At 72.3% G+C, this 23,691-nt stretch carries 15 protein-coding genes; 9 read left to right on the top strand and 6 right to left on the bottom strand.

Annotated features, from left to right (window positions below; all coding sequences use genetic code 11):
* Positions 1-256 precede the first annotated feature (256 nt).
* Complete coding sequence (locus ACFW2Y_RS05395; protein WP_384873874.1) at positions 257-1,999, top strand: ABC transporter ATP-binding protein; 1,743 nt, start codon at positions 257-259, stop codon at positions 1,997-1,999.
* Between the two features lie 98 nt (positions 2,000-2,097).
* The gene (gene recQ / locus ACFW2Y_RS05390; protein ID WP_384873871.1) at positions 2,098-4,110 is read left to right on the top strand and encodes a DNA helicase RecQ; all 2,013 of its coding nucleotides are present in this window, start codon (positions 2,098-2,100) and stop codon (positions 4,108-4,110) included.
* A gap of 67 nt (positions 4,111-4,177) precedes the next feature.
* On the opposite strand, the gene ACFW2Y_RS05385 is transcribed toward recQ, so the two are convergent.
* Positions 4,178-5,482, bottom strand: coding sequence for a YhgE/Pip domain-containing protein (locus tag ACFW2Y_RS05385; RefSeq protein ID WP_384873869.1), 1,305 nt, complete (start codon positions 5,480-5,482; stop codon positions 4,178-4,180).
* 155 nt (positions 5,483-5,637) lie between these two features.
* Between ACFW2Y_RS05385 and ACFW2Y_RS05380 the strand changes: the two genes are divergently transcribed.
* Positions 5,638-8,154, top strand: a complete 2,517-nt coding sequence (locus ACFW2Y_RS05380) for an ATP-dependent Clp protease ATP-binding subunit (protein ID WP_384873866.1) — start codon at positions 5,638-5,640, stop codon at positions 8,152-8,154.
* A gap of 1,023 nt (positions 8,155-9,177) precedes the next feature.
* Positions 9,178-10,305: an FUSC family protein gene (locus tag ACFW2Y_RS05375; protein WP_384873915.1), complete on the top strand. Its 1,128-nt coding sequence runs from the start codon at positions 9,178-9,180 to the stop codon at positions 10,303-10,305.
* A 57-nt stretch (positions 10,306-10,362) separates the two neighbouring features.
* Here ACFW2Y_RS05375 and ACFW2Y_RS05370 read toward each other — a convergent pair whose 3' ends face one another.
* On the bottom strand, positions 10,363-12,693 hold the full coding sequence (locus ACFW2Y_RS05370) for an FdhF/YdeP family oxidoreductase (RefSeq protein WP_384873863.1): 2,331 nt from the start codon (positions 12,691-12,693) through the stop codon (positions 10,363-10,365).
* 214 nt (positions 12,694-12,907) lie between these two features.
* On the opposite strand from ACFW2Y_RS05370, the gene ACFW2Y_RS05365 reads away from it, so the two are divergent.
* Together ACFW2Y_RS05365 and ACFW2Y_RS05360 are read left to right on the top strand one after the other, a co-directional pair.
* The gene (locus ACFW2Y_RS05365) at positions 12,908-13,897 is read left to right on the top strand and encodes a Dyp-type peroxidase (RefSeq protein ID WP_384873860.1); all 990 of its coding nucleotides are present in this window, start codon (positions 12,908-12,910) and stop codon (positions 13,895-13,897) included.
* Positions 13,894-14,709, top strand: coding sequence for a family 1 encapsulin nanocompartment shell protein (locus tag ACFW2Y_RS05360; protein WP_384873857.1), 816 nt, complete (start codon positions 13,894-13,896; stop codon positions 14,707-14,709). The genes ACFW2Y_RS05365 and ACFW2Y_RS05360 overlap by 4 nt, the downstream gene beginning before the upstream one ends.
* Positions 14,710-14,781: 72 nt before the next feature.
* On the opposite strand, the gene ACFW2Y_RS05355 is transcribed toward ACFW2Y_RS05360, so the two are convergent.
* Both ACFW2Y_RS05355 and ACFW2Y_RS05350 read right to left on the bottom strand, forming a co-directional pair.
* The gene (locus ACFW2Y_RS05355; RefSeq protein ID WP_384873855.1) at positions 14,782-15,645 is read right to left on the bottom strand and encodes a hypothetical protein; all 864 of its coding nucleotides are present in this window, start codon (positions 15,643-15,645) and stop codon (positions 14,782-14,784) included.
* 7 nt (positions 15,646-15,652) lie between these two features.
* Positions 15,653-16,117, bottom strand: coding sequence for a GreA/GreB family elongation factor (locus tag ACFW2Y_RS05350; RefSeq protein WP_384873852.1), 465 nt, complete (start codon positions 16,115-16,117; stop codon positions 15,653-15,655).
* A gap of 227 nt (positions 16,118-16,344) precedes the next feature.
* Here ACFW2Y_RS05350 and ACFW2Y_RS05345 point away from each other — a divergent pair, with 227 nt between their 5' ends.
* Complete coding sequence (locus ACFW2Y_RS05345; RefSeq protein ID WP_384873850.1) at positions 16,345-17,010, top strand: 1,4-alpha-glucan branching protein; 666 nt, start codon at positions 16,345-16,347, stop codon at positions 17,008-17,010.
* 219 nt (positions 17,011-17,229) lie between these two features.
* On the top strand, positions 17,230-17,625 hold the full coding sequence (locus ACFW2Y_RS05340) for a DUF4440 domain-containing protein (protein ID WP_384873847.1): 396 nt from the start codon (positions 17,230-17,232) through the stop codon (positions 17,623-17,625).
* A gap of 199 nt (positions 17,626-17,824) precedes the next feature.
* Here the strand turns inward: ACFW2Y_RS05340 and ACFW2Y_RS05335 are convergent, their stop codons facing one another.
* Entirely contained in the window at positions 17,825-18,718 is an 894-nt protein-coding gene (locus tag ACFW2Y_RS05335; protein ID WP_384873844.1) for a DNA/RNA non-specific endonuclease, read from the bottom strand.
* A 293-nt stretch (positions 18,719-19,011) separates the two neighbouring features.
* Here ACFW2Y_RS05335 and rox point away from each other — a divergent pair, with 293 nt between their 5' ends.
* Positions 19,012-20,439, top strand: coding sequence for a rifampin monooxygenase (rox, locus tag ACFW2Y_RS05330; protein WP_384873842.1), 1,428 nt, complete (start codon positions 19,012-19,014; stop codon positions 20,437-20,439).
* Positions 20,440-20,582: 143 nt separating this feature from the next.
* On the opposite strand, the gene ACFW2Y_RS05325 is transcribed toward rox, so the two are convergent.
* The gene (locus ACFW2Y_RS05325; RefSeq protein ID WP_384873839.1) at positions 20,583-23,552 is read right to left on the bottom strand and encodes an AAA family ATPase; all 2,970 of its coding nucleotides are present in this window, start codon (positions 23,550-23,552) and stop codon (positions 20,583-20,585) included.
* Positions 23,553-23,691 lie beyond the last annotated feature (139 nt).

Raw genomic sequence — 23,691 nt, 5'->3', positions numbered from 1 at the left:
CCCCGCTCCACCGCCCCGTCCGACCGCTCCCCGACCGCTCCCCGAGAGTACGCAAAGTGACGTGCCGTGCACGCTCCGTGCGGAAAACCCTTGGACTGGGGTGCCGTGCACGCGGCAGACTCCCTTCCTCACCTTCGGTCCGACGAAAGGGAGGTTGGGCATGGGATCAAATGAAAAATCCGAAACACCTGATTCACGCCAAGGTTTACCGCACAAGGGCTCGGTGCTCCTCGCCGCCCGCTTCTACGGACGGGAAATGCTCCGCCTCCGATGGCTGGCCGTCCCCGCCCTGCTCCTACCGGCACTCGGCAACATCGCGATCAACTACATCGCCCCCCTCGTCGTCGCCAAGCTCGTCGGCAGGATCGCCGACGACGGCACCGGTGAGGGCCCCGGCACGCTGCTTCCCCACGCCCTCGTTTTCGCCGGGGTCCTGCTGCTGGGGGAAGCCCTCTGGCGCGTCGGGCTGCACTGCCTCAACCGGCTCGATGCCCGCGGGATCGAGCACCTCTACGTCATCGGCATGGACGCGCTGTTCACGAAGGACGCCGCGTTCTTCCACGACAACTTCGCCGGATCGCTGACCAAGCGGGTCCTGGGGTTCGCCTCCCGCTTCGAGGAGTTCGTCGACACGCTGACCTTCTCGATCATGGGTAGGTTCGTGCCGCTCCTGTTCGCTTCGGTGGTCCTCTGGCAGTACGACCCGCTGCTCGTGGTCGGACTCCTGACGCTCATCGTCCTCACCGGCGTGTGCGTGGCACCGCTGATCCGCCGCCGGCAACTGCTCGTCGCCGAGCGCGAGCAGGCGGCTGCCCGGGTCTCGGGTCACGTCGCGGACAGCCTGACGAACATGGACACGGTGCTGTCCTTCGGCGCCGAGAAGCGGGAGGCGGCCGAACACCGTTCCCGAGTCTCGGAGTTGCGGCGAATCATGCTGCGCTCCTGGGACTACGGAAACCTGCGGATCGACACGCTGGTCGCACCGATGTCCGTCCTGACGAACGTCCTCGGACTCGTGCTCGCCCTCACCCTCGGCGGGCGGGAGCACGGGGTGGAGGCCGTCGTCGTCGCCTTCACCTACTACACCAACGCCACCCGGATCATGTTCGAGTTCAACCAGGTCTACCGACGCCTGGAGCGCGCCATGACGGAGGCCGCCCAGTTCACCGAACTGCTCCTCGAACCGCCGACCGTCCTCGACCCCGAGGTCCCGGAGCCCCTCGGCCCGGAGAACGCCGAGGTGCGCTTCGAGCGGGTGACCTTCGCGCACGCGGGCGCGAAGCCGCTCTTCGAGGAACTCGACCTGGCCGTGCCCAGTGGCGCCAAGGTCGGATTCGTCGGTCGGTCCGGCGGAGGCAAGTCCACGCTCACCCGGTTGCTGCTCCGGATGACGGACGTCGGCGGCGGACGGATCACGATCGGAGGCCAGGACATCAGCCGGCTCCGGCAGGCCGAACTGCGGGGGATGATCGCCTACGTGCCGCAGGACCCCGCGATGTTCCACCGCACCCTGCGGGAGAACATCGCCTTCGCCCGTCCCGACGCCACCGGTGCCGAGATCCGCCGTGCCGCGGAAGCGGCACACGTCACCGAGTTCGCGGACGGGCTTCCCCACGGCTTCGACACGATGGTCGGCGAGCGCGGGGTGAAGCTTTCGGGCGGTCAACGACAGCGGGTCGCCCTCGCTCGGGCGATCCTGCGGGACGCGCCGATCCTGCTGCTCGACGAGGCGACCAGTGCCCTCGACTCCGAGAGCGAGATCCTCGTCCAGGACGCGCTGTGGCGGCTGATGGACGGGCGGACGGCCCTGGTGGTCGCCCACCGTCTGAGCACGGTGGCCACGATGGACCGGTTGGTCGTCCTCGATCGCGGGCGGGTCGTGGAACAGGGCACCCACCAGGAGCTGCTCGCCGTCGACGGTGCCTACGCGAAGCTGTGGCAGCACCAGTCGGGAGGCTTTCTGGACGGCGCCCCCCTGGGTGCCGACGTGCGACGGTGACCTCGGGCGGGGCGTGCGCCGCGCCCCGCCCGGAAGGGTTTTCCACAGCTTGTCCCGGGTGGGACCGGACTGTCTGCCCGGGCGGCTAGGCTGCACGAATGGTCCATTCCGACGCCCCTGTCGTCCCCGCCGTGCCCGACGCCCCCGCCGAGGTCTCCGACGCCGCTCGGGTGCTCCACCGTGTCTTCGGCTACGGCTCCTTCCGCGGCGAGCAGGAGGCGATCATCGAGCAGGTCGTCGGCGGCGGTGATGCGCTCGTCCTGATGCCGACCGGCGGCGGAAAATCGCTCTGCTATCAGATCCCGGCGCTCGTCAGGGCGGGCACGGGCGTCGTGATCTCGCCGCTCATCGCCCTCATGCAGGACCAGGTCGATGCGCTCAGGGCGCTTGGAGTGCGGGCCGGCTTCCTGAACTCCACGCAGGACCCGTACGAGCGGCAGAGCGTCGAGCAGGCCTTCCTCGCCGACGAGCTGGACCTCCTCTACCTGGCCCCCGAGCGGCTCCGGACCGAGGGCACCCAGCGGCTGCTCGACCGGGGCACGGTGTCCGTCTTCGCGATCGACGAGGCGCACTGCGTCGCCCAGTGGGGCCACGACTTCCGGCCGGATTACCTGGCCCTGTCCATGCTGCACGAGCGGTGGCCGAAGGTGCCCCGGATCGCGCTGACGGCCACGGCCACAGAGGGGACCCACGCCGAGATCGCGGCGCGACTCGGCTTGGAGGAGGCCCGGCACTTCGTCGCCGACTTCGACCGGCCGAACATCCAGTACCGCATCGTGCCGAAGAACAATCCGCTCAAACAGCTCCTTGAGCTGATCAGCACCGAGCACCGAGGAGACGCGGGAGTCGTCTACTGCCTCTCGCGCGCCTCGGTGGAGAAGACGGCGGCCTTCCTCCGCGAGCAGGGCGTCGACGCCCTGCCGTACCACGCGGGCATGGACGCCCGCACGCGCGCGGAGCACCAGGCCCGCTTCCTGCGCGAGGACGGGGTGGTCGTCGTGGCGACCATCGCCTTCGGCATGGGCATCGACAAGCCGGACGTCCGTTTCGTCGCCCATCTCGACCTGCCCAAATCGGTCGAGGGCTACTACCAGGAGACCGGTCGCGCCGGCCGCGACGGGGAGCCCGCCACGGCATGGCTGGCCTACGGCCTCCAGGACGTGGTCCAGCAGCGCAAGCTCATCGACGGCTCCGAGGGCGACGAGACGCACCGCCGTTCCCTCGCCCGACACCTCGATGCCATGCTCGCCCTCTGCGAGACGGTGGACTGCCGTCGCGTGCGGCTCCTGGAGTACTTCGGACAATCGGCCGGGCCGTGCGGCAACTGCGACGCCTGCCTGACGCCGGGCGAGTCCTGGGACGGCACCGTGCCCGCCCAGAAGCTGCTGTCCACGGTGTGGCGGCTGGCGAAGGAGCGGCGCCAGAAGTTCGGCGCCGGCCAGATCATCGACATCCTCCAGGGCAAGAGGACCGCCAAGGTCATCCAGTTCGACCACGACGCCCTCTCGGTGTTCGGCGTCGGGTCCGACCTCGGCACCGCCGAGTGGCGCGGGGTCGTCCGCCAGCTCCTCGCGCAACGGCTGCTCGCGGTGGAAGGCGACTACGGGACCCTCGTGCTCACGGAGGAGAGCGGCGAGGTCCTGGGAGGCCGCCGCCAGGTACCGATGCGGAAGGAGAAGGCCGCCACCCCCTCCCGCAAGGAGTCCGGGGCCCGCTCCGGCAAGGGCGCCCGCGTCCCCGTCGACCTGCCTGAGCAGGCCGTGCCGGTCTTCGAGGCGCTCCGCGCCTGGCGGGCCGCGACGGCGCGCGAGCAGGGCGTGCCGGCCTACGTCGTCTTCCACGACGCGACCCTGCGCGAGATCGCGACCCGGCTGCCCGGCACCGTGGAGGAGCTGGGCACCGTCGGCGGCGTCGGCGAGGCCAAACTGGCCAAGTACGCCGAAGGCGTCCTCGAAGCACTGTCCCGGGCCACCGGCGATCCGGGCGCCGAGGACGCCGGCCCCGCCGTTCCTGCCTCCGGCGCGCCGGGACCGGACGGCCCGCCGGCGCACGAGGAAGAGCCGCCGTACGACCCGTACGAGTTCGAACCGCCCTGGGACGAGGACCAGTAGGCCGTGACGGGCGCGACGGAGCGGTCGGGGCCGCGCCGCCGCACGGCCCGGGCGGGGGGAGGGGCGGTCACTCGGGCTGTGGGGTGAGGCGGCGCAGCCCCCTGCGGTCGTAGTAGTGGGTCATGGCGAATCCGAACACCAGGGCCAGCACCACACCGAGCGCGATCATGAACCAGCCGCGGGCGAGGCCGGCATCGGCACGGGCGTCGAAGTACAGGATGGACCTGACCCCCTCGCTGAGCTGGCGCATCGGCTCGAAGACGCCGAGGAAGCGGTAGAAGCCCGGGGTGGCCTGGAGCGGGACGGTCGCCCCGGAGGAGGGGAGCGCCAGTGCGATGAAGACGAACATCGAGACGAGCTGACCGATTCCGCCGAAGGCCGCGTTGATGGCCTGGACGCCCAGGCCGACGGCGACCGTCGCGCAGAAGGAGAAGAGCCACAGCATCGGTAGGTGGGCGGCGTCCATGCCGAGGACCGCGATCGTGGCGACCATGACGAGCATGGTGGTCAGGGCCGAGATGCCGGCGGTCATCGCCATCTTCAGGACGAGCGTCTGGGTGCGGCTGATGGGGACGGTCCGGTGGCGCGTGTGCCAGGGGCCGATCTCGCTGTCCGCGTATCCGAGGGCGGTGTCGACACCGCTGTGCACGATGTTCCCGCCGATGAAGCCGCTCAGGACGAGCAGCAGCGTGTAGTAGAAGGCGGTCAGGCCGAGGCCGCTGTGTCGGCCGATCGGATGGCCGACGCGGGTGGTGACCGCCACCGGATCGGTCAGCAGCAGGCGCGTGGTCGGCAGGGCGGCGGTGGGCGAGAGCTGCTCGCCGATCTCCAACGAGGCCCGGTGCGCCGCGTTCTGGTTGATCTGGGACGCCAAGGAGGAACCGAGGCTGCCGAGGCCGGGGTTGGTCAGCACGGTGAGCGTGGGACGGACCGTCGCCCCTTCGGTGGTGAGCGCCGCGACGGAAGCGGTGAAGTCCGCGGGCACCACCAGTGCGCCGAAGACCTTGCCGGAGGCGAGCGCGTCCTGGGCGCCGGCACGGTCGAGGCGCCGCCAGTCGACGGGGGTCCCGGCGGGGCCGCCCGCGGCGATCGAGTCGGTGATCTGCTTCCCCAGGTTCTCCTGCTGCCCCGGTAGCGGGCGGCCCCGGTCCTCGTTGACGAGGGCGATGGGCAGCCGGCTCAGCTGGTCGCTCGGATTGAGGATGCCACCCATGTAGAGGAGCGACAGGAACAGCGCGACCAGGGAGCTGAGGAGGCCGGGGGCGAGCCACAGTGCGGGACGCCGCAGGAGCGGGGCGGCACGAACCTGTGGGGCGTCCGTACGGCCCCGGGGTTCGGAAGCCGGGTCGTTCGGAGGGGGCGCGGAGGTCATGGAGCCATCGTCTGCGGTCGGGAACCGAACCGGGCGTTTCGGTCCGCCGTACGGGGGTCCGTGTGCCGACGCACCGCGGCGCCGCTCCGATTGCGGAGCCGCGGGCGCCGGGTTTGAGTGGGGAAGTCCCCTCCGTCGTGCTTTCAGGAGCAGCCATGTCGATGGCGTTCGGTTCGTCCTTCGGTTCGTCGGATCCGTTCAGCGACCTCTTCAACCGTTTCTTCGGGATGTCGCCGACGTCGTCGCCCCCGGCCGTGCAGCGCGTTCCCATCGGACGGCTGCTGACCGAGTCCTCCCACGAACTGCTGAACACCGCCGCCCGCAAGGCCGATGAGGACGGCAGTTCCGACCTCGACACCGAGCACCTCCTGTGGGCCGCCACCCAGGTCGAGCCCTCCCGCCGGCTGCTCTCCCAGGGCGGGGTGGACCCCGACGAACTGGCCGGACAGCTCGCCGAGGTGCTGCCCCGGGAGGCCACGGAGCCGTCCGCGGAGCCAGGGCTCACCCCGGCGGCCAAGCGGACCCTGGCCACCGCCCACGCCTACTCGCAGGCGGCGGGCGTCTCCTACATCGGCCCCGAGCACATCCTCGGCGCCCTCCTCGCCGACCCCGATTCCGGGGCCTCCCGCTTCCTGCGCGCGGAGGAAACGGACGTGAAGAGGCTCCGCGGCCTCGCCGACCAGACGGCCCGACCGGAGGCGGGCGGCGGCGCTGCGAAACAGCCGACCACCACCCTCGACGAGTACGGCCGGGACCTCACGGAGGAAGCGAAGGCGGGCAGGCTCGATCCCGTGGTCGGTCGGGCCGAGGAGATTGAGCAGACCATCGAGATCCTCTCCCGACGCTCCAAGAACAATCCGGTGCTCATCGGCGAGCCGGGCGTCGGCAAGACCGCCATCGTGGAGGGCCTCGCCCAACGCATCGTCGCGGACGAGGTCCCCGACGGCCTCAAGGGCAAGCGGGTCGTCTCCCTGGACCTGTCCGGCATGGTGGCCGGTGCACAGTACCGGGGGCAGTTCGAGGAGCGCCTCAAGAAGGTCATCGAGGACGTCCAGGAAGCCAGCGGGGAGATCATCCTCTTCGTCGACGAACTGCACACGGTCGTCGGCGCCGGTGCCACCGGCGAGGGCGCGATGGACGCGGGCAACATGCTCAAGCCCGCGCTCGCCCGCGGTGAACTGCACGTGGTGGGCGCCACCACCATCGACGAGTACCGCAAGCACATCGAGAAGGACGCCGCCCTCGAACGCCGCTTCCAACCCGTCCTCATCCCGGAGCCGACCGTCGAGGAGACCGTGCAGATCCTCGAAGGGCTCCGGGACGCCTACGAGGCCCACCACCGGGTCCGCTTCGCCGACGGAGCGCTCACGGCCGCGGCGGAACTCTCCGACCGGTACATCAGCGACCGGTTCCTCCCCGACAAGGCCATCGACCTGATGGACCAGGCCGGGGCGCGGGTCCGGCTGCGCAGCGGCGGTCGCTCCACCGAGGTCGTCAGCCGCGAGGACAAGCTCGCGAAGCTGCGCCGCGAGAAGGAGCAAGCGGTCGCGGGCGAGGACTTCGAGAAGGCCCAGGAACTCAAGCAGCGGATCGCCGAGGTGGAGGGCGAACTCGCCGGCATCGAGGAGCGCCGCGAGGGCGTCGTCTCGGTGACCGCCTCGGACATCGCCGACATCGTCTCCCGCCGCACCGGCATTCCCGTCTCCCAGCTCACCGCCAGCGAGAAGGAGAAGCTGCTCAAGCTGGAGGAGGAGATGCACGCCCGCATCGTCGGCCAGGACGAGGCGGTCACCGCGGTCTCCGAGGCCGTGCGTCGCAATCGAGCGGGCATGGGCGACCCGAACCGGCCCGTCGGCTCCTTCCTCTTCCTGGGGCCCACGGGCGTCGGCAAGACCGAACTCGCCAAGACCCTGGCCGAGCTGCTCTTCGGCGAGGAGGACCGGATGATCCGGTTCGACATGAGCGAGTTCCAGGAGAAACACACCGTCGCCCGACTCGTCGGTGCGCCCCCCGGGTACGTCGGTTACGAGGAGGCCGGACAGCTCACCGAGAAGGTCCGCCGCAACCCCTACAGCGTCGTCCTCTTCGACGAGGTCGAGAAGGGGCACCCCGACGTCTTCAACACGCTGCTCCAGATCCTCGACGACGGGCGGCTCACGGACGGGCAGGGCCGCACGGTCGACTTCCGCCACTGCGTCGTCATCATGACGTCCAACATCGGTGCCCACCGCATCCTCGCCCACGAGGGCGATGCCGCAGAGCTCAAGGACGAGCTGATGGAGGACCTGCGGGGGCGCTTCCTGCCCGAGTTCCTCAACCGCATCGACGACATCATCGTCTTCCACAGCCTCACCGAGGACGACCTGTCCGAGATCGTCGACCACCTCCTTGACCGGAGCAAGCACCGCGTCCACGCCCAGGGCATGACCCTGGAGGTGACCGAGGCGGCGAAGAAGCTTCTCGTCGCCCACGGCTACCAGCCGGCCTTCGGCGCCCGACCGTTGCGCCGCACGATCCAGACGGAGCTCGACAACCGCGTCGCCTCCCTGCTGCTCGGCGGGGAAGCCGACCCCGGGGACGTGCTCGTCGCCGACGTCGTGGACGACTCCCTCCACTGCACGGTCCGCAAGCCGGAGTCCGCAGCCGGCAGCGAGGCCGCCGCCGCGGCCTGACGGCCCGTCCGTCACGGGCGCCGGGAGCCGAGCCCGGTGCGCCGCCGCCGGGGAGGGCCGGTCGGAGGACAGCGGACGGCGGGTGACCGGTCCTCCCCGATCGAGGGCCACGGCCGGTTGCGACTCCCGGGCGACGGCCAGCAGCACGACCGGCACGGAGCGCGCCGGGTCGGTCGTCGTTCCGTCAGGATCCCCTCCTGACCCACCCGTCCCAAGCCCCCGCCGGCCCGCTCCCTCGCCCCGCGCTCCGCGTCGCCCCGCTTTTCCCCGATGTCCACGAGCAGGGCGCCGCGTGCTGACCGGTCCGTGGCGCCCGGCCGCCCGCTTGCGACGCGCACTCTCCCCGCGCGGGGCCCTCGCCCTGCACCGCGTGGACGGCGCGCTGTCCTTCGCGTTGCGCGCCGCGCTCGCCATGGCCCTGTCCGCACTGCCGATGGCCCTCACCGGCCGGGCCGACCAGGCCGTCTACGCGATGCTGGGATCCTTCACCACCTCCTTCGGCCGCAATCTGCCGTACGCCCGCCGCATCCGCGTGCTGGCCGTCGTCGCGCTCGCGATGACCGCCTGCGTCGGCGGTGGCGTTGCGCTCGCGGCCTGGGCCCGTCCCCGGGACGGGGAAGCGGGCGCCGTCCTGACGGTCGTGGCCACGGCCCTGGTGGCCGGTTCCGCCAAGTTCGCCTGCGACGCGGCCCGACTCGGTGGTCTCGGCGCCGTCCTGCTCCTCGTCTCCTTCGCGGTGGCCGCCAACGGCGCCGCCACCCCTGCGGACGTGCTCCCCCGGACCGCCCTGGCCGCGGGCGGCGCGGCGGTCGCCTGGGCACTCGCCGTCGCGGGCTGGTCGGTGTACCCGGACCGCCCCCAGCGGCTCGCGGTCGCCGCGGCCCTCCACGAACTCGCCGACCTGTGGGACGCGGAGGGGCCGAGCGGTTCCGGGGAGACGACGGACGGGGACGGCCCGCGGGACGTTCGGGGGCCGCGGGCGCCAGCACTCCGGCGGGTGCCGACGATCCGGGGAAGGAGGCCGTGCCGGCACGGCACCGGGCGACCGCCGCCGTGCTCCGGGCCTACCGGACGCTCGGCGTCCTACCGCCCTCCGGCGCCGAATGGCACGGCCGGGGCGACACCTGCGTACGTCTCACCGACCTCGCCTGGTCGCTGCTCGTCGGCTCCGCCCGCCGCCCGCCCGAAGCCCCCGTCGGCCTGGCCCGCACCCTGCGCCGTCAGGCCCGGGCCCTCGTCGGCCGCCGACGCAGGGCCCCGCAGATCCTGCCCGATCTCGCGCTCCCCGTCCTGATCGCCCAGACCGGCACCCTCGCCCGGCCCGATTCCGCCGTGGATCCGGCCCGCGCTTCCGGGCCCGCCCCGGGGGCGGTCGACCCGACCACCCTGCGCGCCACCGAGTCGCGGGCCGCCGAACTGGTGACGGGGCCGGCCCACGGCCGTACCGCCGTCCTCCTGGTGCCCGCCCTACGGATGGTGCTCGGCACCGGGGTCGCGGGCGGCAGCGCCCTCGCCCTGGGCCTCGGGCACGGCTACTGGGCCGCCCTCTCCGCCGCTGCCGTCCTCCACTCGATCAATGTGCGGACGGCGGCACAGCGGGCCGTCCAGCGCACCTTGGGCACGGTCGTGGGCCTGTTGCTCGCCCTGGGGGTGCTCGCCCTGGAACCCCGACCGATGGCCCTCGTCCTCGTCATCGTGCTCCTCGAGTTCTTCCTGGAGTACGTGGTGGCCCGCAACTACGGCCTCGGCGTCGTCTTCCTCACCCCGATGGCGCTCCTGCTGACCGATCTGGCCGCTCCCGCACCTGCCGGGACCCTCGTGCAGGACCGGGCCCTCAGCAGCGTGCTGGGCGTCGCCCTCGCGCTCGGCTGTGCACTGGCGGTGGTCCACGACCGGGCGGCCGTACGGGCCGAACGCGCCCTCGCCGCCTGCGCGGTGGCGTCGGAGCGGGCGGAAGGGGCCCTTGAGGACGGGAACGCCGCCGTGCTTCCCCTCGTCCAGGCGCGGCTCGCGGCGGCTGTGGTGGAGCTGCGGGAGGCCGACGACGCCGCGGCGGGCGAGCTCTGGCCCGCGGAGGTCGACCCCACCGAACTCGCCGCCGCCGAGCGGCGCGCCTACCTCCTGTTGGACCGGCTCGTCCGCCGGGGGTGAGCACCCCGTGCCGTTGGCGGCGCGTCCGTCGGAGCCGTTTTGCCGCGCCGCCCGTCGTCAGGCGGCGGGCTCGATCGTCACCTTCACGTGCTTCATGATCGGCTGGTCGCTCTGGGTGCTGTGGTCGCTCAGGGCGCACAGCACGTTCATCTCCGGCATGTAGCCGGCGGCGCAGCCGCGGGGGATGTCGTACGGGACGGCGAGGTAGCCGTTCAGGTGGCGTTGGCTGCCGTCCTTCGCGGTGCTGGTGATGTCGACCGGGCCGAGGTCGGCGATCCCGCGTTCGCGCATGTCCGCGCGGTTCATGAAGACCAGGGTGCGGAGGTTCTTGATGCCCCGGTAGCGGTCGTCGTCGGAGTAGATCGTGGTGTTCCACTGGTCGTGGGAGCGCATGGTGCCGAGCGCCAGGGTGCCGGGGGCGGGCACCACGTCGGGGAGGGGGGCGCTGGAGAACTCGGCGCGTCCCGACGGGGTGAGGAAGACCAGTTCGCGGGCGGGCTGCTTGATGCGGAAGTCCAGCGGCAGGCGCACCCGCCGGTTGAAGTCCTCGAAGCCGTCGAGCGCCCGGGCCATGGTGTCCCGGATGCGGTCGTAGTCCTCGACGTACCACTCCCAGGGTGTGGCGCTGTCGGGCAGCGCCGCACGCGCCATGCCGGCGATGATGGCAGGCTCGGAGAGCAGGTGCGGCGAGGCGGGACGCTTCATGCCGACCGACAGGTGCACCATGCTCATCGAGTCCTCGACCGAAGTGCTCTGGACGCCCTTGCGCTGGTGGTCCTTCTCGGTCCGCCCCAGGCAGGGCAGGATGAGCGCCCGTCGACCGTGCACGAGGTGACTGCGGTTCAGCTTGGTGCTGACCTGGACCGTGAGCTCGCAGGTGCGCAGCGCCGCATGGGTGTACGGGGTGTCGGGCGCCGCGAGCGCGAAGTTGCCCCCCATGCCGATGAAGACCTTGATCTCGCCGCTGTGCATGGCCCTGATGCTCGCGACGGTGTCCTTGCCGTGGGCGCGCGGGGGGTCGATCGCACAGGCCTCGGCGAGCCGGTCGAGGAACGCCTCGCTCGGACGGTGGTCGATGCCGCAGGTCCGGTTCCCCTGGACGTTGCTGTGCCCGCGTACGGGGGAGGGGCCCGCGCCCTCCCGACCGAGGTTGCCGCGGAGCAGCAGCAGGTTGACGATCTCCCGGACGGTGTCGACGCCGTGCTCGTGCTGGGTGACGCCGAGGCACCAGCTGACGATGGAGCGGTCCGCCTCGCCGTACACGCGCGCGGCCTTGAGGATGTCGGCACGGCTCAGCCCCGACTGGCGTTCGAGCTCTTCCCAGGGAGTGGCCCCGCACAGCGCCCGGTACTCCTCGAAGCCGCTGGTGTGCCGTTCGATGAACTCGCCGTCCAGGGCCTTCGGGTCGGTCGACGACTGCTCCAGGACCGCCTTGGCCATGCCGCGGACGAGGGCCATGTCGCCGCCGATGCGCGGCTGGAGGTTGAGGGTGCTGGTCTTCGTCGGCTTGAAGAGGGCCATGTCCGTGAAGTCGTGCGGGACGATGGTGCGGGTGGCCGCCGCTTCCACGAGCGGGTTGACGTGCACGATCTGGGCGCCGCGGTGGTGCGCTTCGGCGAGGGCGGTGAGCATGCGGGGCGCGTTCGACGCGGCGTTGACGCCGAAGATGAAGAGGGCGTCGGCGGTCTGCCAGTCCTGGAGGTCGACGGTGCCCTTGCCGGTCCCCAAGGAGGCCTGGAGGGCCCGACCGCTCGCCTCGTGGCACATGTTGGAGCAGTCGGGCAGGTTGTTGGTGCCCAGTTCACGGGCCATCAGCTGGTAGAGGAAGGTGGCTTCGTTGCCGAGCCGGCCGGAGGTGTAGTAGGTGGCCTGATGGGGATCGTCGAGGCTGCGCAGGGTGCGGCCGACGAGCTCGAAGGCGTCCTTCCACGCGATGGGGACGTAGTGGTCCGTCTCGGGGTCGTAGACCATCGGCTCGGTGAGCCGTCCCTCGTTCTCCAGGTCGTAGTCGCTCCACCCGGAGAGCTCGGTCACCGAGTGGGCGGCGAAGAACTCGCGGCCGACCCGCTTGTGGGTCATTTCCCAGGTGACGTGCTTGATGCCGTTCTCGCAGATGTCCAGGTGGAGGCCCTTGGTGTCATCGGGCCAAGCGCAGCCGGGGCAGTCGAAGCCGGTGTTCTCGTGGTTCATCCGCATGATGGCGCGCGGGCCGTCGACCAGTGCGCGTTCCTTCAGGAGGAAGCGCGTCACGCTCTTCGCGGCGCCCCAGCCGGCGGCCGGATGGTGGTACGGGCGGAACCCGGCAGGGCCGTCGGGGGCGGGGCCCACCCGGTGCTCCGGGGACGCTCCGTCGTCGCGGGCGGTGCTTTCGTCCTGGTCGCTGCTCAAGGATCTTCACCCTTTCACCCTGCGAACGCACGGGCACGGTGGGACGGCAGGCCCCCTCGGGCAGGCTAAGCCCGCCGGTCCGAGCCTGCCATCCGGTGGCGCCGGGAAGGCGGCCGGCATCGGGACGGTCGTGCCGGGCTGCGCACCGGATCGCGCCCACCTACGCTGACACCGTCCCTTTCGCCCCTTTCATAGGTTTCCGTGTGGGAGCGCCATGGCCGTACCCCAGCCCGTCCTCAGCCCGCCGTCGAGGGCGGCCGTCTTCCTGGTCGTCACGGTCGATCCGGGAGGGGAGACCGCGGTGCGGGAGGCGCTCCGGGAGCTGACCGGCCTGATCAGGTCCGTGGCGTTCCGTTCCCCCGAATCCGAACTCGGTTGTGTCGCCGGCATCGGTTCCGCGGCCTGGGACCGGATCGTCGGCGAGCCCCGCCCGCGTGCCCTGCACCCCTTCCGGTCCCTGCAGGGGCCCCGGCACCGAGCCCCGGCCACCCCCGGTGACCTGCTCTTCCATGTGCGCGCCCGGCGCATGGACCTCTGCTTCGAACTGGCCCGGCTCATCATGGCCGCCCTGGACGGTGTGGTGACGGTGGTCGACGAGGTGCACGGCTTCGCCTACTTCGACGAGCGCGATCTGCTCGGCTTCGTCGACGGCAGCGAGAACCCCTCGGGAGCGACCGCGGCCGAAGCGGTGCACATCGGTGACGAGGACCCCGCCTTCCGGGGCGGCAGCTACGTCGTGGTGCAGAAGTACGTGCACGACATGGAGGCATGGGACGCCCTCTCCGTCGAGCAACAGGAGCACGTCATCGGACGCGGCAAGGCGTCCAACATCGAGCTGCCCGACGAGGTCAAACCCGCGGACTCGCACGTCGCGCTCAACACCGTCACCGACGAGAACGGCGTCCCCCAACAGATCCTGCGCGCGAACATGCCGTTCGGGCGGGTCGGCAACGGGGAGTTCGGCACGTACTTCATCGGTTACGCGCGGACCCCCGAGGTGACCGAGCGGATGCTCCGCAACATGTTCCTCGGTGACCCGCCCGGAAACACGGACCGCGTGCTCGACTTCTCCCGGGCCGTCACCGGAGGCCTGTTCTTCGTCCCCAGCGCCGACCTCCTCGACGACCTTCCCGCAGCGCAGTCCGCCGCCGGTGCCGTGCAGTCCCTCGGCATCGGCAGCCTGAAAGGAACCCGAGCCCCATGACGTCCTCCCGGGCCACCAGCAACCTGCACCGCGAACTCGCTCCGATCACCGCAGCCGCCTGGGCCGAGATCGACGAGGAGGCGCGTCGCACCTTCCGCCGCAACGTCGCGGGGCGCCGGGTCGTGGACGTCCCGGACCCGGTCGGACCCGGGCTCTCCGCCGTGGGCACCGGCCACCTCACCGCCTTGGCGGCACCCGCGCCCGGAGTCACGGCACGACTGCGCGTGGCCCGCCCCCTCGTCGAGCTCAAGGTGCCCTTCACCGTCGACAGGGCCGCGGTGGACGCCGTCGAGCGCGGTTCGAAGGACTCCGACTGGCAACCCGTCAAGGACGCGGCCCGCACCTTGGCGTTCATCGAGGACCGCATCGTCTTCGACGGGTACGGGGAGGCGGACGTCGAGGGTCTGCGCGCCCGCAGCTCCAATCCGGCGCTGCGGCTGCCCGCCGAGCCACGTGACTACCCCGACGCGGTCAGCAGGGCCCTGACCTCGCTGCGGCTCGCCGGTGTCGACGGCCCGTACGCCCTGCTGCTCGGCGCCGACCAGTACCGGGCGGTCAGCGAGACGTCCGACCACGGTTACCCGATCGCGGCGCACCTCGCCCGGATGCTGGACGGCTCCCCGATCTGGGCCCCCGCCCTCGACGGCGGGTTCGTCCTCTCCACCCGTGGCGGCGACTTCGAACTGTGCCTCGGTCAGGACGTCGCCATCGGCTACACCGCGCACGACGCGACCAACGTCGAGCTCTATCTGTACGAGTCGCTGACCTCCTTCGCGTACACCGAGGAGGCCGTGGTGGTGCTGGAGCCCTGAAGGCCCTTCCCCCGGCCGCGGGGCCTGTGCCGCGGTGCTGTGTGGCCCGGGGCGCCCGCAGGAGGAGGGGCGTCAGCTCCGCCACCACGGCTCCCGCACATAGCGGCTCTCGTCGCTCGTGCAGCCGAGGCCGTTGGAGACCTGCTCGGTGTCCAGGTTCCAGCCGACGACGCCGTTGCCCTTGCGTCCCAGCTCGATCAGCCGGTCGCTCTCGGTCCGTGCGCCGTCCGTGACCTGGCACTCCACGATCGAGGTCCAGGACTGCCCGTCGAGCGCCGAGACGAAGGCCAGGGCCGGCAGGACGACGACCGTGAGGCCCAGCGCCACCCACTGCTCGACACCGGCGGCCCGACGCAGCCAGGCGGGCGGCCGGTAGCCGGGGTCGTGGTGTCCGGTGCGACCCTGATCGCGCCGGTGGTGCGGCCGACGCCGTCCCGTGCGGTACTCCACGACCACGCCCTGCCGCAGGACGAAGGCGGCGAGTCCGGTGGCGAGGCCCCACCACGGGCCGAAGAAGCAGGCGTCGATCACTCCCATGGCGATCGGGTTGACGACGGTGAGGGCGGCCCGCTGGGCGACCCGTGCCGCACCGCCCCCGAGGGGCACTGCCCCGCGTGCGGCGAAGAGGGCGAAGACCACGCGGGAGACGACGACGGCGAGGACGGATCCCAGGAGCGGGTCCGTGATCACCATGCCGACCAGGATGTCGGGCCAGTTCGTCGGCTCCATGCCGACGAGCACGTCACGGATCGCGTTGCCGCCGCCGACCGTGTAGGCGAGCTTCGTGACGGGCACGGCAATGGCGAGGGCCACCAGGACGGTGTGTCCGGGGCCGCCCTTGCGGTCCGTCTCCTTGAGCTGTTGCCGGCTGGTTCCGGAGCCGCCGCCACCCGATGCCGGCTCCGGGTGCTCGGCTTCCGTACGCGCTTCCCGCACGGTTGCGTCAACCGAGGGCGAGCACGACCGCGGTCGTCCGTCCCTCGGGCGTGTCGTAGCTGACGGTGTCTCCGGCGCGACGGCCGAGCAGGGCGCGGCCGAGTGGGCTGTCGGCGGTGACCAGGGTCGCGTCGAGGGCGCTCGCGAGCTCCCCGATCCGCACGGTCGATTCGGTGCCGTCCGCGAACCGTACGGTCACGTTGCTGCCCACCCCCACCGAACGGGTGGTCGGAGACCCTGCGGCGGAGCCCTCCCGGAGCCGCTCCTCGATCTCGGTGATGCGGGTGCCGAGGCGGTCGAGCTCGTCGGCGCGCTGCAACTCGTCGGCCTGGTCGGCCCGGTCGCCCACCTCGCCGTCCCCACCGCCCCGGAGGGTGGCGGCAACGGCCTCGCGCTCGGTGCGCAGATCGGTGAGCTCGCGTTCCAGTGCCTCGCGGGCGACGGCGCTGATGGGTTCGGGTCCACCGGACATTGCTGCTCCCGACTCTGGGGCGGCACACGGGCGTGCCGAGGGAAATAAGGGGCATTTTGCAGGTTATCAGGCAAATGCTGGCCAGGGAGGGAGACATGGCGCTCGGTCAGGGGCCTGCGGGCCGAGCCGATCCGGTCTGTTAGGTTGCGGATCTCCGAGCCCGGCTCGACGTCCACCGGGTCCGGCCGGCGGACCCTCCGGGCCCCGGCCGAGAGGGAGAACGCACCATGGCCGTCATCCACCACACCACGATGCACCCCACCAAGCTGGAGCTACTGAGCGAGTGGCTGCCCACCCGAGCCTGGTACACCGACGGAACCGACCGGCCGCGCCCGGCCAAAGCGGGAGGCTTCCGCCTCGATGACCCCGCGGGGGAGGTGGGCATCGAGTTCATGGCGGTCACCGAAGGCACCGGCCCGGACGCGGTCGCCCACTTGGTCCCGATGACCTACCGGGGCGCCCCGCTGGAAGGCGCGGAGCAGGCGCTCATCGGCACCTCCGAGCACGGTGTCCTCGGCACGCGCTGGATCTACGACGGCACCCACGACCCGGTGTTCGCCGCCCAGTTGTACGCCCTGCTCACCGGCCAGGTCGTGGCACAGCACCAGTCCCTGGACGACACGCCCGATGACGCCGTCACCGTCACGCCCGCCGCGCCCGGCACCGGCGCCGAAGTCGAACTGGTGCACGTCGTGGACGGCCCCGACCACACCGACGTGGTGGTGCGCGAGGCCGGCGCACCCGCACCGGTGACCCTGCGGGTGTGCCGGGTCCTGCGCCCCGGTTCGGACGCCGGGGCGGACCCCGGGCTCGTCGCGACCGAATGGCGACTTCCCGACGGGTCCACCGTCCGCGGCGCGTGCACCGTGCTCCTCGCCGACACCGACCGGTAGCGCACCCCGTCGGCAGGCGGGCGCCCGGGGAGGTACGGGTGCCCGGACCGTCCCTGCCCGTCGGTGTTCCCGGCGGGGGTGCCCCCACCGTTCGACCGCTGGAGCTGCCGGCTCGGAGGCGGATCCCGCGACGGCCTCGCCCTCGGGTCCGTCCCGCACCGATGGGCGCCCGTCAATTCGACTTGTGAACCCCCGGGTCAACCGCGGCAAGATGTTTCCATGAACAGGGAAGCGGATCGAGAAGACGAAGACGGCGTGGCCGAGGCCATCGAGCGGGAGTTGCAGCTGCTGAGCCCGGCCGTGCGGTCGTCCAGGGAGCTGGCGGACCGATTCTTCGATCCGGAATTCACGGAAGTGGGGGCCTCGGGGCGCAGATGGGACCGGGAGTCGATGCTCGCGGCGCTGCCGGCCATGCAGGGGGCGGTCGAGGGCGGCCCGCAGCACGTGACCACCGGGATGACCGGCACCCTCCTGGCGCCGGGCATCGTGCACCTGACGTTCGAGACGGTACTGGACGACAGACGGGTCCGGAGGAGTTCGATCTGGCGGAAGTCGGACGGCGCCTCCGAGTGGCGGATCTACTACCACCACGCCACGCCCGTGCCGGAGGCATGAGCGGGGATCCGTTTCGTCGCTCTTCCCCGGGGTCCGGAGGAGCGGGACCCCGGGCCGGAGGCACGGCCGCCCCGGCCGCACGGAGAAGTCCTCCCCGGCGGCAACGGGCCGTGGAAAACGGCCCGTTCGGATGTCGTTCCGCTCGACCGGCCGGCGCCGCGCGGGCGTGGTCGGCACCGCCGGTTCGGGGCGTCCGCCGTCAAGGGTGCAGCACCGCATCGGCGTACGACCCCAGGCGCCGCCAGCGCTCCTCCGGCGCCCGCGACGGCGGCATGACGTCCACGTCCGGCAGCGGTCCGAGCTCCAGCTCGGTGATCTCCGCGACGTCGGCGACCGGCACCTGGTACGTGCGGAACGGACCGAGCGGCGGTGGCGCACCGGCGATCGCCCCCGCCAGCGCGCGCTCCGCGTCCCGACTCAGATCGGGGCTCTGGTCGAGGACGTAAGCGGCGGAGGCGAGGGCTCCGTCCTGGAGGAACGCGGCCACCTTCCAGAAGCGCAGCGGCACCTGGAGGCCGCGGTAGGGCGGGTCGGAGTCCTGGAGCACCGGGCCGGCAAGGACCGCCAGCTTCCGGTCGGCCGCGGCGGCATGGTCGAGGAGGTGGTTCTCCAGGCCCTGCCAGAGCTGTCGCCCCTGGTTGAAGACGTCCGACCGGGGTGCGGCGTTGGTGAAGTGGAAGGTGTCGGCATCGGCCCGGTGCGCGACTGCGGGACCGCCCCAGACCGGGTCGAGCCGACGGACCAGATGGCCCCGCTCCAGAGCGTTGTTCCGGTAGACCTCGTGACCGGCCTGCTGCTCCTCCGGGATCCGGGGGTCGAAGACCCAGGTGCCGTCATGGGGCACCTCCTCCAGGAGCTCCCGGCCGTCGATGCAGACCGCGGTCGAGGCCGCGAGCCGCCGGTCGGGCCGGAAGACCACGGTGAAGTGGGTGTACGGCAGGACCACCGTTTCGACGGAGGCACGGGCCGGGAGTGCAAGGGGGACGGTGGGGCCGAGGAAGGCCTCGTCGTAGCCGGTGCGGTCGGCGAGCGCGCCGCGGTGGGCATCGACGGAGGGGAGCCCGGGAGGGAAGGGCCGATCGGAAGGACGCATGCGGTGTACCTACCGCGCGGAGGAGACGGGGTGCGGTGACGGACCGCGGGTCACCCGATCAGCCGTTCTCGGCGATCCGTCCGGAGCCGGGCCCCGATCGGTGGTCGGCCACGAGGTTTTCGGGCCGGGGCCCGGTGACCTGAGGGGTTCGGCTGGAAGGGCGGCGGAGCACGGAGGAAAGCCCTCTCCCCGCCGCTCTCAAGCTATAGCGCACCGGGGGGCTTGCGGCAAGGCCCCCGGTGCACCGCAGAATCTCTGCTCCGAGCCAGGAACCACGCGAACGGAACACAGGGATGACGGATGTGATCGTGGTCGGCGGTGGGCCGACCGGCCTGATGCTGGCGAGCGAACTGCGGCTGCACGGCGTACGGGTGGTCGTGGTCGAGCGGCTGACCGAGCCGACCGGGGAGTCCCGGGGGCAGGGCCTGCACGTGCGCAGCGTCGAGTTGCTGGACCAACGCGGCCTCCTGGAACGGTTCCGCGCGGTCAGCGAGCCGTTCCGGGTCGGCGGCCTCTTCGGCGGAGTGGTCAAGCCGTGGCCGGAGCGGCTCGACACGGCCCACCCGTACGGCCTCGCCACCCCCCAGCCGGTCACCGAGCGACTGCTCAACGAGCGCGCGCTCGAACTCGGCACCGAGATCCGGCGCGGTGGCGAACTCGTCGGACTCCAACAGGACGAGGAGGGCGTGACCGCCGTCCTCGCGGACGGCACCGAGCTGCGCGGGCGTTACCTCGTCGGCTGCGACGGCGGGCGCAGCACGGTGCGGAAACTGCTCGGCGTCGGCTTCCCCGGAGAACCCGCCACCGTCGAGACGCTCCTCGGGGTCATGGAGGTGACTGCCGACCCGGCGACCATCACCGCCGTGGTCGAGGAGGTCCGCACCACCCAACTGCGCTTCGGCATCACGCCCCTCGCGGAGGGAGGGCACCGGATCGTCGTCCCCGCCGAAGGGGTCGCCGAGGACCGTACGACGCCCCCGACCCTCGATGACTTCAAGACGCAGTTGCGGGCCTTCGCCGGCACCGATTTCGGCGTGCACTCGCCCCGCTGGCTGTCCCGCTTCGGTGACGCCACCCGGCAGGCCGAGCGGTACCGGGTCGACCGGGTGTTCCTCGCCGGTGACGCGGCGCACATCCACCCGCCCACCGGTGGCCAGGGCCTCAACCTCGGCATCCAGGACGCGTTCAACCTCGGCTGGAAGCTGGCCGCCGCCGTCCGGGGCTGGGCACCCGAAGGCCTGCTCGACACCTACGAGGCCGAACGCCATCCGGTCGGTGCCCGCGTCGTGCAGAACACCCGCGCCCAGATGGCGCTGCTCGGCACGGACCCGGGGGCGACGGCCCTCCGGGAACTCCTCTCGACGCTGATGGACTTCGAAGAGGTCAACCGGTACGTCACCGGAATGATCACCGCGGTCGACATCCGCTACGACCTCGGCACGGGCCACGAACTGCTCGGTCGACGGCTGCGGGACCTGAGGCTGGAGCACGGACGACTCTACGAGCTGATGCACCGGGGGCGCGGACTGCTCCTCGACCGGACCGGCCGGCTCTCGACGGAGGGCTGGGCGGACCGGGTCGACCACGTCGTCGGCGTCAGTGAGGAGTTGGACGCACCTGCCGTGCTGGTCCGCCCCGACGGCCACGTCGTCTGGGTCGGCGAACGGCGGGAGGAACTCCGGGACGCCCTCGCCGAGTGGTTCGGCGTCGCCACCGACTGATGCGCGTCCGGAGTCCCACGGGGCGCGACGGCACCCCGCCACGGGACCGGGGCACCGGCAGCGCTCCGCAGGGGGTGTCCCTCCCGGCGTGGAGCGAGGGGCGGCCACCGGCGGTGCGGGGCGGGGCCCGGTTGCCCGGCCGTTCACGGGCGGAGCGCCGTCGCCAGTTGCGAGCGGGAGCGGACGTCGAGCTTCTGATAGATGCGGGTGAGCCGTGCCTCCACGGTCTTCACGCTCAAGTACAGCTTTGCCGCGGCCTCCTGGTTGCTCGCGCCCTGACCCACCAAGCGGGCCAGGCGCAGCTCCGCCTCCGTCAGCGAGGAGAGCACCGAGACCGGTTCTTCGCCGCCCGGACCGGGGCCGGGGGCCTCACCCGTGGCGCCGGCCGGGGCCTCGCTCGCGAGGGCCAGCCACGGAACCGCACCGGCCCGCTCGAAGACCGAGGCCGCCTCGTGCAGGGCGGCCTGCGCCGCCGACCGGCGGCGACGCCTGCGTTCGACCCGGGCCAACGCGATCAGCGCCCGACCCCGTTCCAGCGGCAGCCCGGACCGCCCGAAGCTCTCGGCGGTCCGGGTGAGGAGCTCGGCCGCTTCGTCGGTCCGGCCCTCCGCCGCCAGGACCAGGGCATGGGCCCGGTCACAGCCCAGCAGGACCGTGGACCGCCCCAACCGCTCTGCGACCGGCCGCACCTCCGCCAGGAGCGCCAGGGCCTCGTCGCCCGCGTCGTGCGCGAGCAACGCCTCCGCCAGTTCCTCGTGCCAGCGCAGCATTGACGGATCCACCGTCGACTGGGCGCGCTCGTCGGCCTGGACCCGCCGCAGGGTCTCCAGGGCGGCGGCGACGTCACCGTTGATCAGCTGGATGCGGCCGAGCGCGTATCGGCTGCGGGAGAGGAAGACCCGGTCACCCTCCTCCTCGGACGCCTGCACGCTGCGCCGGGCGTAGCTCGCGGCCCGTGCGAAACTGCCGCCGGCCGTCTCCGCGAGCGCCAGCGTGTACCAGGCGGGACCGGGGGAGAGCCCTGCCTCCAGGGTGAGCGCGAGGGCCTGCCCCGCATGCGCGAGCGCGGCGGCGCAGGCCCCTCGGCGGGACTCGATCGCGGCCAGGGTGGAGAACAGTTCGATCGTGTCCTCGACCGAGCCGCGTCGCTGGACCAGTGGCAGGAGTGCGTTCAGCTCGTCCCGGGCGTCCGTCAGCCGGTCGTCGAAGAGCGCATGGCGGATCGTCAGGATCTGTGCGGCGTTGCGAATTCCCAGCGGCCGTTCGGCCAGTTCCAGGGCCCGCGCCTGAGCGAGCACCGCCTCCGCGTCGGGTGAGCCCAGGGCCCGTTCCATCCGCGCCTGCACCGTCAACGCCTGGGCCGCGAGCCGTGGATCGCCCATCGAGGCGGCCAGCGCCGCCGACTCGACCGCCGCTGCTCGGGAGCGCTCCGGGTCGCCGTCCGCCAACACGTACTTGACGGCCAGTCGTAGCTGGACGGCTGCCCGCAGCGCGGTGTTCCCCTCGGAGTCCTCCATGGCGTGGACGTACATCTCGTCGAGCCCGGTGAGCCCCTGGCCCGCCGTGTCGAGCACGGCGAGCCGCGCCCTGACCCGGTCGTACGGTGCCGCGTCCCGGGCGAGCAGATCGGTGGCGGCCCGCATCGCGAGGTCGGCGCGGGCCGCGCGGGCGGCTTCCTCGGCGGCGTCGACGAGCCGCGCGATCCGCCGCTTCCCGTGCCGGCCGGGCGTCGACTCGGCGGCGAGCAGGGCGAGTTCGGCGGCGAGCGCACTGTTCCCGCGCCGGCGCGCCAGTTCGACGGCAGCAGCGACCTCGGCGGCCAGCTCCTCGTCCGGTTGCTCGGTGGCGAGGGCCCGGTGCCGTACTGCTTCGACGGGGTCGTCCACGACCTCCGCGAGCGCCGCGTGTCCGGCGCTCCGCTCGGCCCAACCGGCGTCGTGCACCAAGGTGGAGGGCAGCAGCCCCGCGGTGAAGGCGACCGAGCCGTCCTCGGAGAGCGACACCAGGTCGGCCCGCTCGGCCGCCGCGAGGTCGGCCTCCGCGGTCGGCCGCCCGGCCCTTCGGACCAGGGTCGCCGAGGGGCGCAGTGCGAGCGCGGCGAGCAGCAGGGTTTCCCGCACGGCGGGCGGTGCGGCACCGAGGAGCTGTCGGGCGAGGTCGCGGGCGCGTCCGGAGAGCGTCAGCGCTTCCGCGTGGTGCACGGGGGTGCGCGCGTCGGCGAGGGAACGGCCCACGGCGAGCGCGAGCCGCGGATTGCCGCCGCTCGCGCGGTGGATGCGGCCGGCCATCCGGGAGGGCAGCCGGTGGTGGATGAGGAGTTCTGCGATCTCGTCCGCCTGCAGGGGCGGGACGCGGAGCACGTCCGCCTCCGACGGGACCCAGAGGTGTGCGGCGTGCGGGTCCTCGGCACGGTGGACCTCGCGGTACGACTCGTGGACCTCGGCGTAGGGCTCGGGGGTCTCCACGGCCACGACCCGCAGCATCGGCGGCGCCAGGTGGAGGGCGAACCGCAGCAGGTCCGCGCTGTCCGCGTCGATGTGCTGCACGCCGTCCACGACGAGCAGGACGGGGCCGCGGCAGGTCAGGGCGCGCAGGATCCGCGCGATGCCGAGGCGCAGCGCGATCGGGTCCCAGCCTCCCGCGTCGAGCGGAGCCTCACGGCAGAGCATGGCGACGGCGGTCCGCTGCGGCCCGGGCAACTGGTCGAAGACCCCGGAGGAGAGCACGCCCGGGTCGAGCGCACCGGAGTCGAGCGATTCGGTCGGGGGTGCGCCGGTGCCGGACGGGTCGGAGGGGAGTCCCCCGGCCGTGAACGGCTCGGACGGAGGGCGGCCGGTGCCCAGGCCGGGCCAGGTCACCGTGGCCGCGACCGAGGCCACCAGCGCTGCGGCGGCGGCCCCGGGGATCTCGCGGTCGGAGGGCAGGGTGGCGAGCCAGAGCACGGTCTCGCCGCGCGCCTCGGCGCGGGCGGCTTCGGCGAGGGCGACCTCGGTCTTGCCGACGCCGGCCGGCCCGGTGAGCAGTGCCCGGCCCCGGGTGTGCAGGGCGCGTTCGAGTCGAGTCAGGAGCTCTTCCCGGCCCACCGGGGCAGGGCTCTGCGGAGCTGTCGTCACTGTCCATCACCTCCGGCCCCTGGGGGCCCGGCCCATGGACCCCGTGCGCAGAGGATACGGAGCCCGCCGGTGGAGTCCAGGCCCCGTGTCCGACATACGGACAGCGGGCTCTGGACGGATGCGCTCCCACAACGACAGG

The sequence above is a fragment of the Streptomyces sp. NPDC058877 genome, assembly GCF_042742855.1.
In the GTDB taxonomy this organism is placed as follows: Bacteria; Actinomycetota; Actinomycetes; order Streptomycetales; family Streptomycetaceae; genus Streptomyces.
The sequence above is the reverse complement of the archived record's forward strand: the minus strand, read 5'-3'. Positions and strand labels throughout refer to the sequence as shown.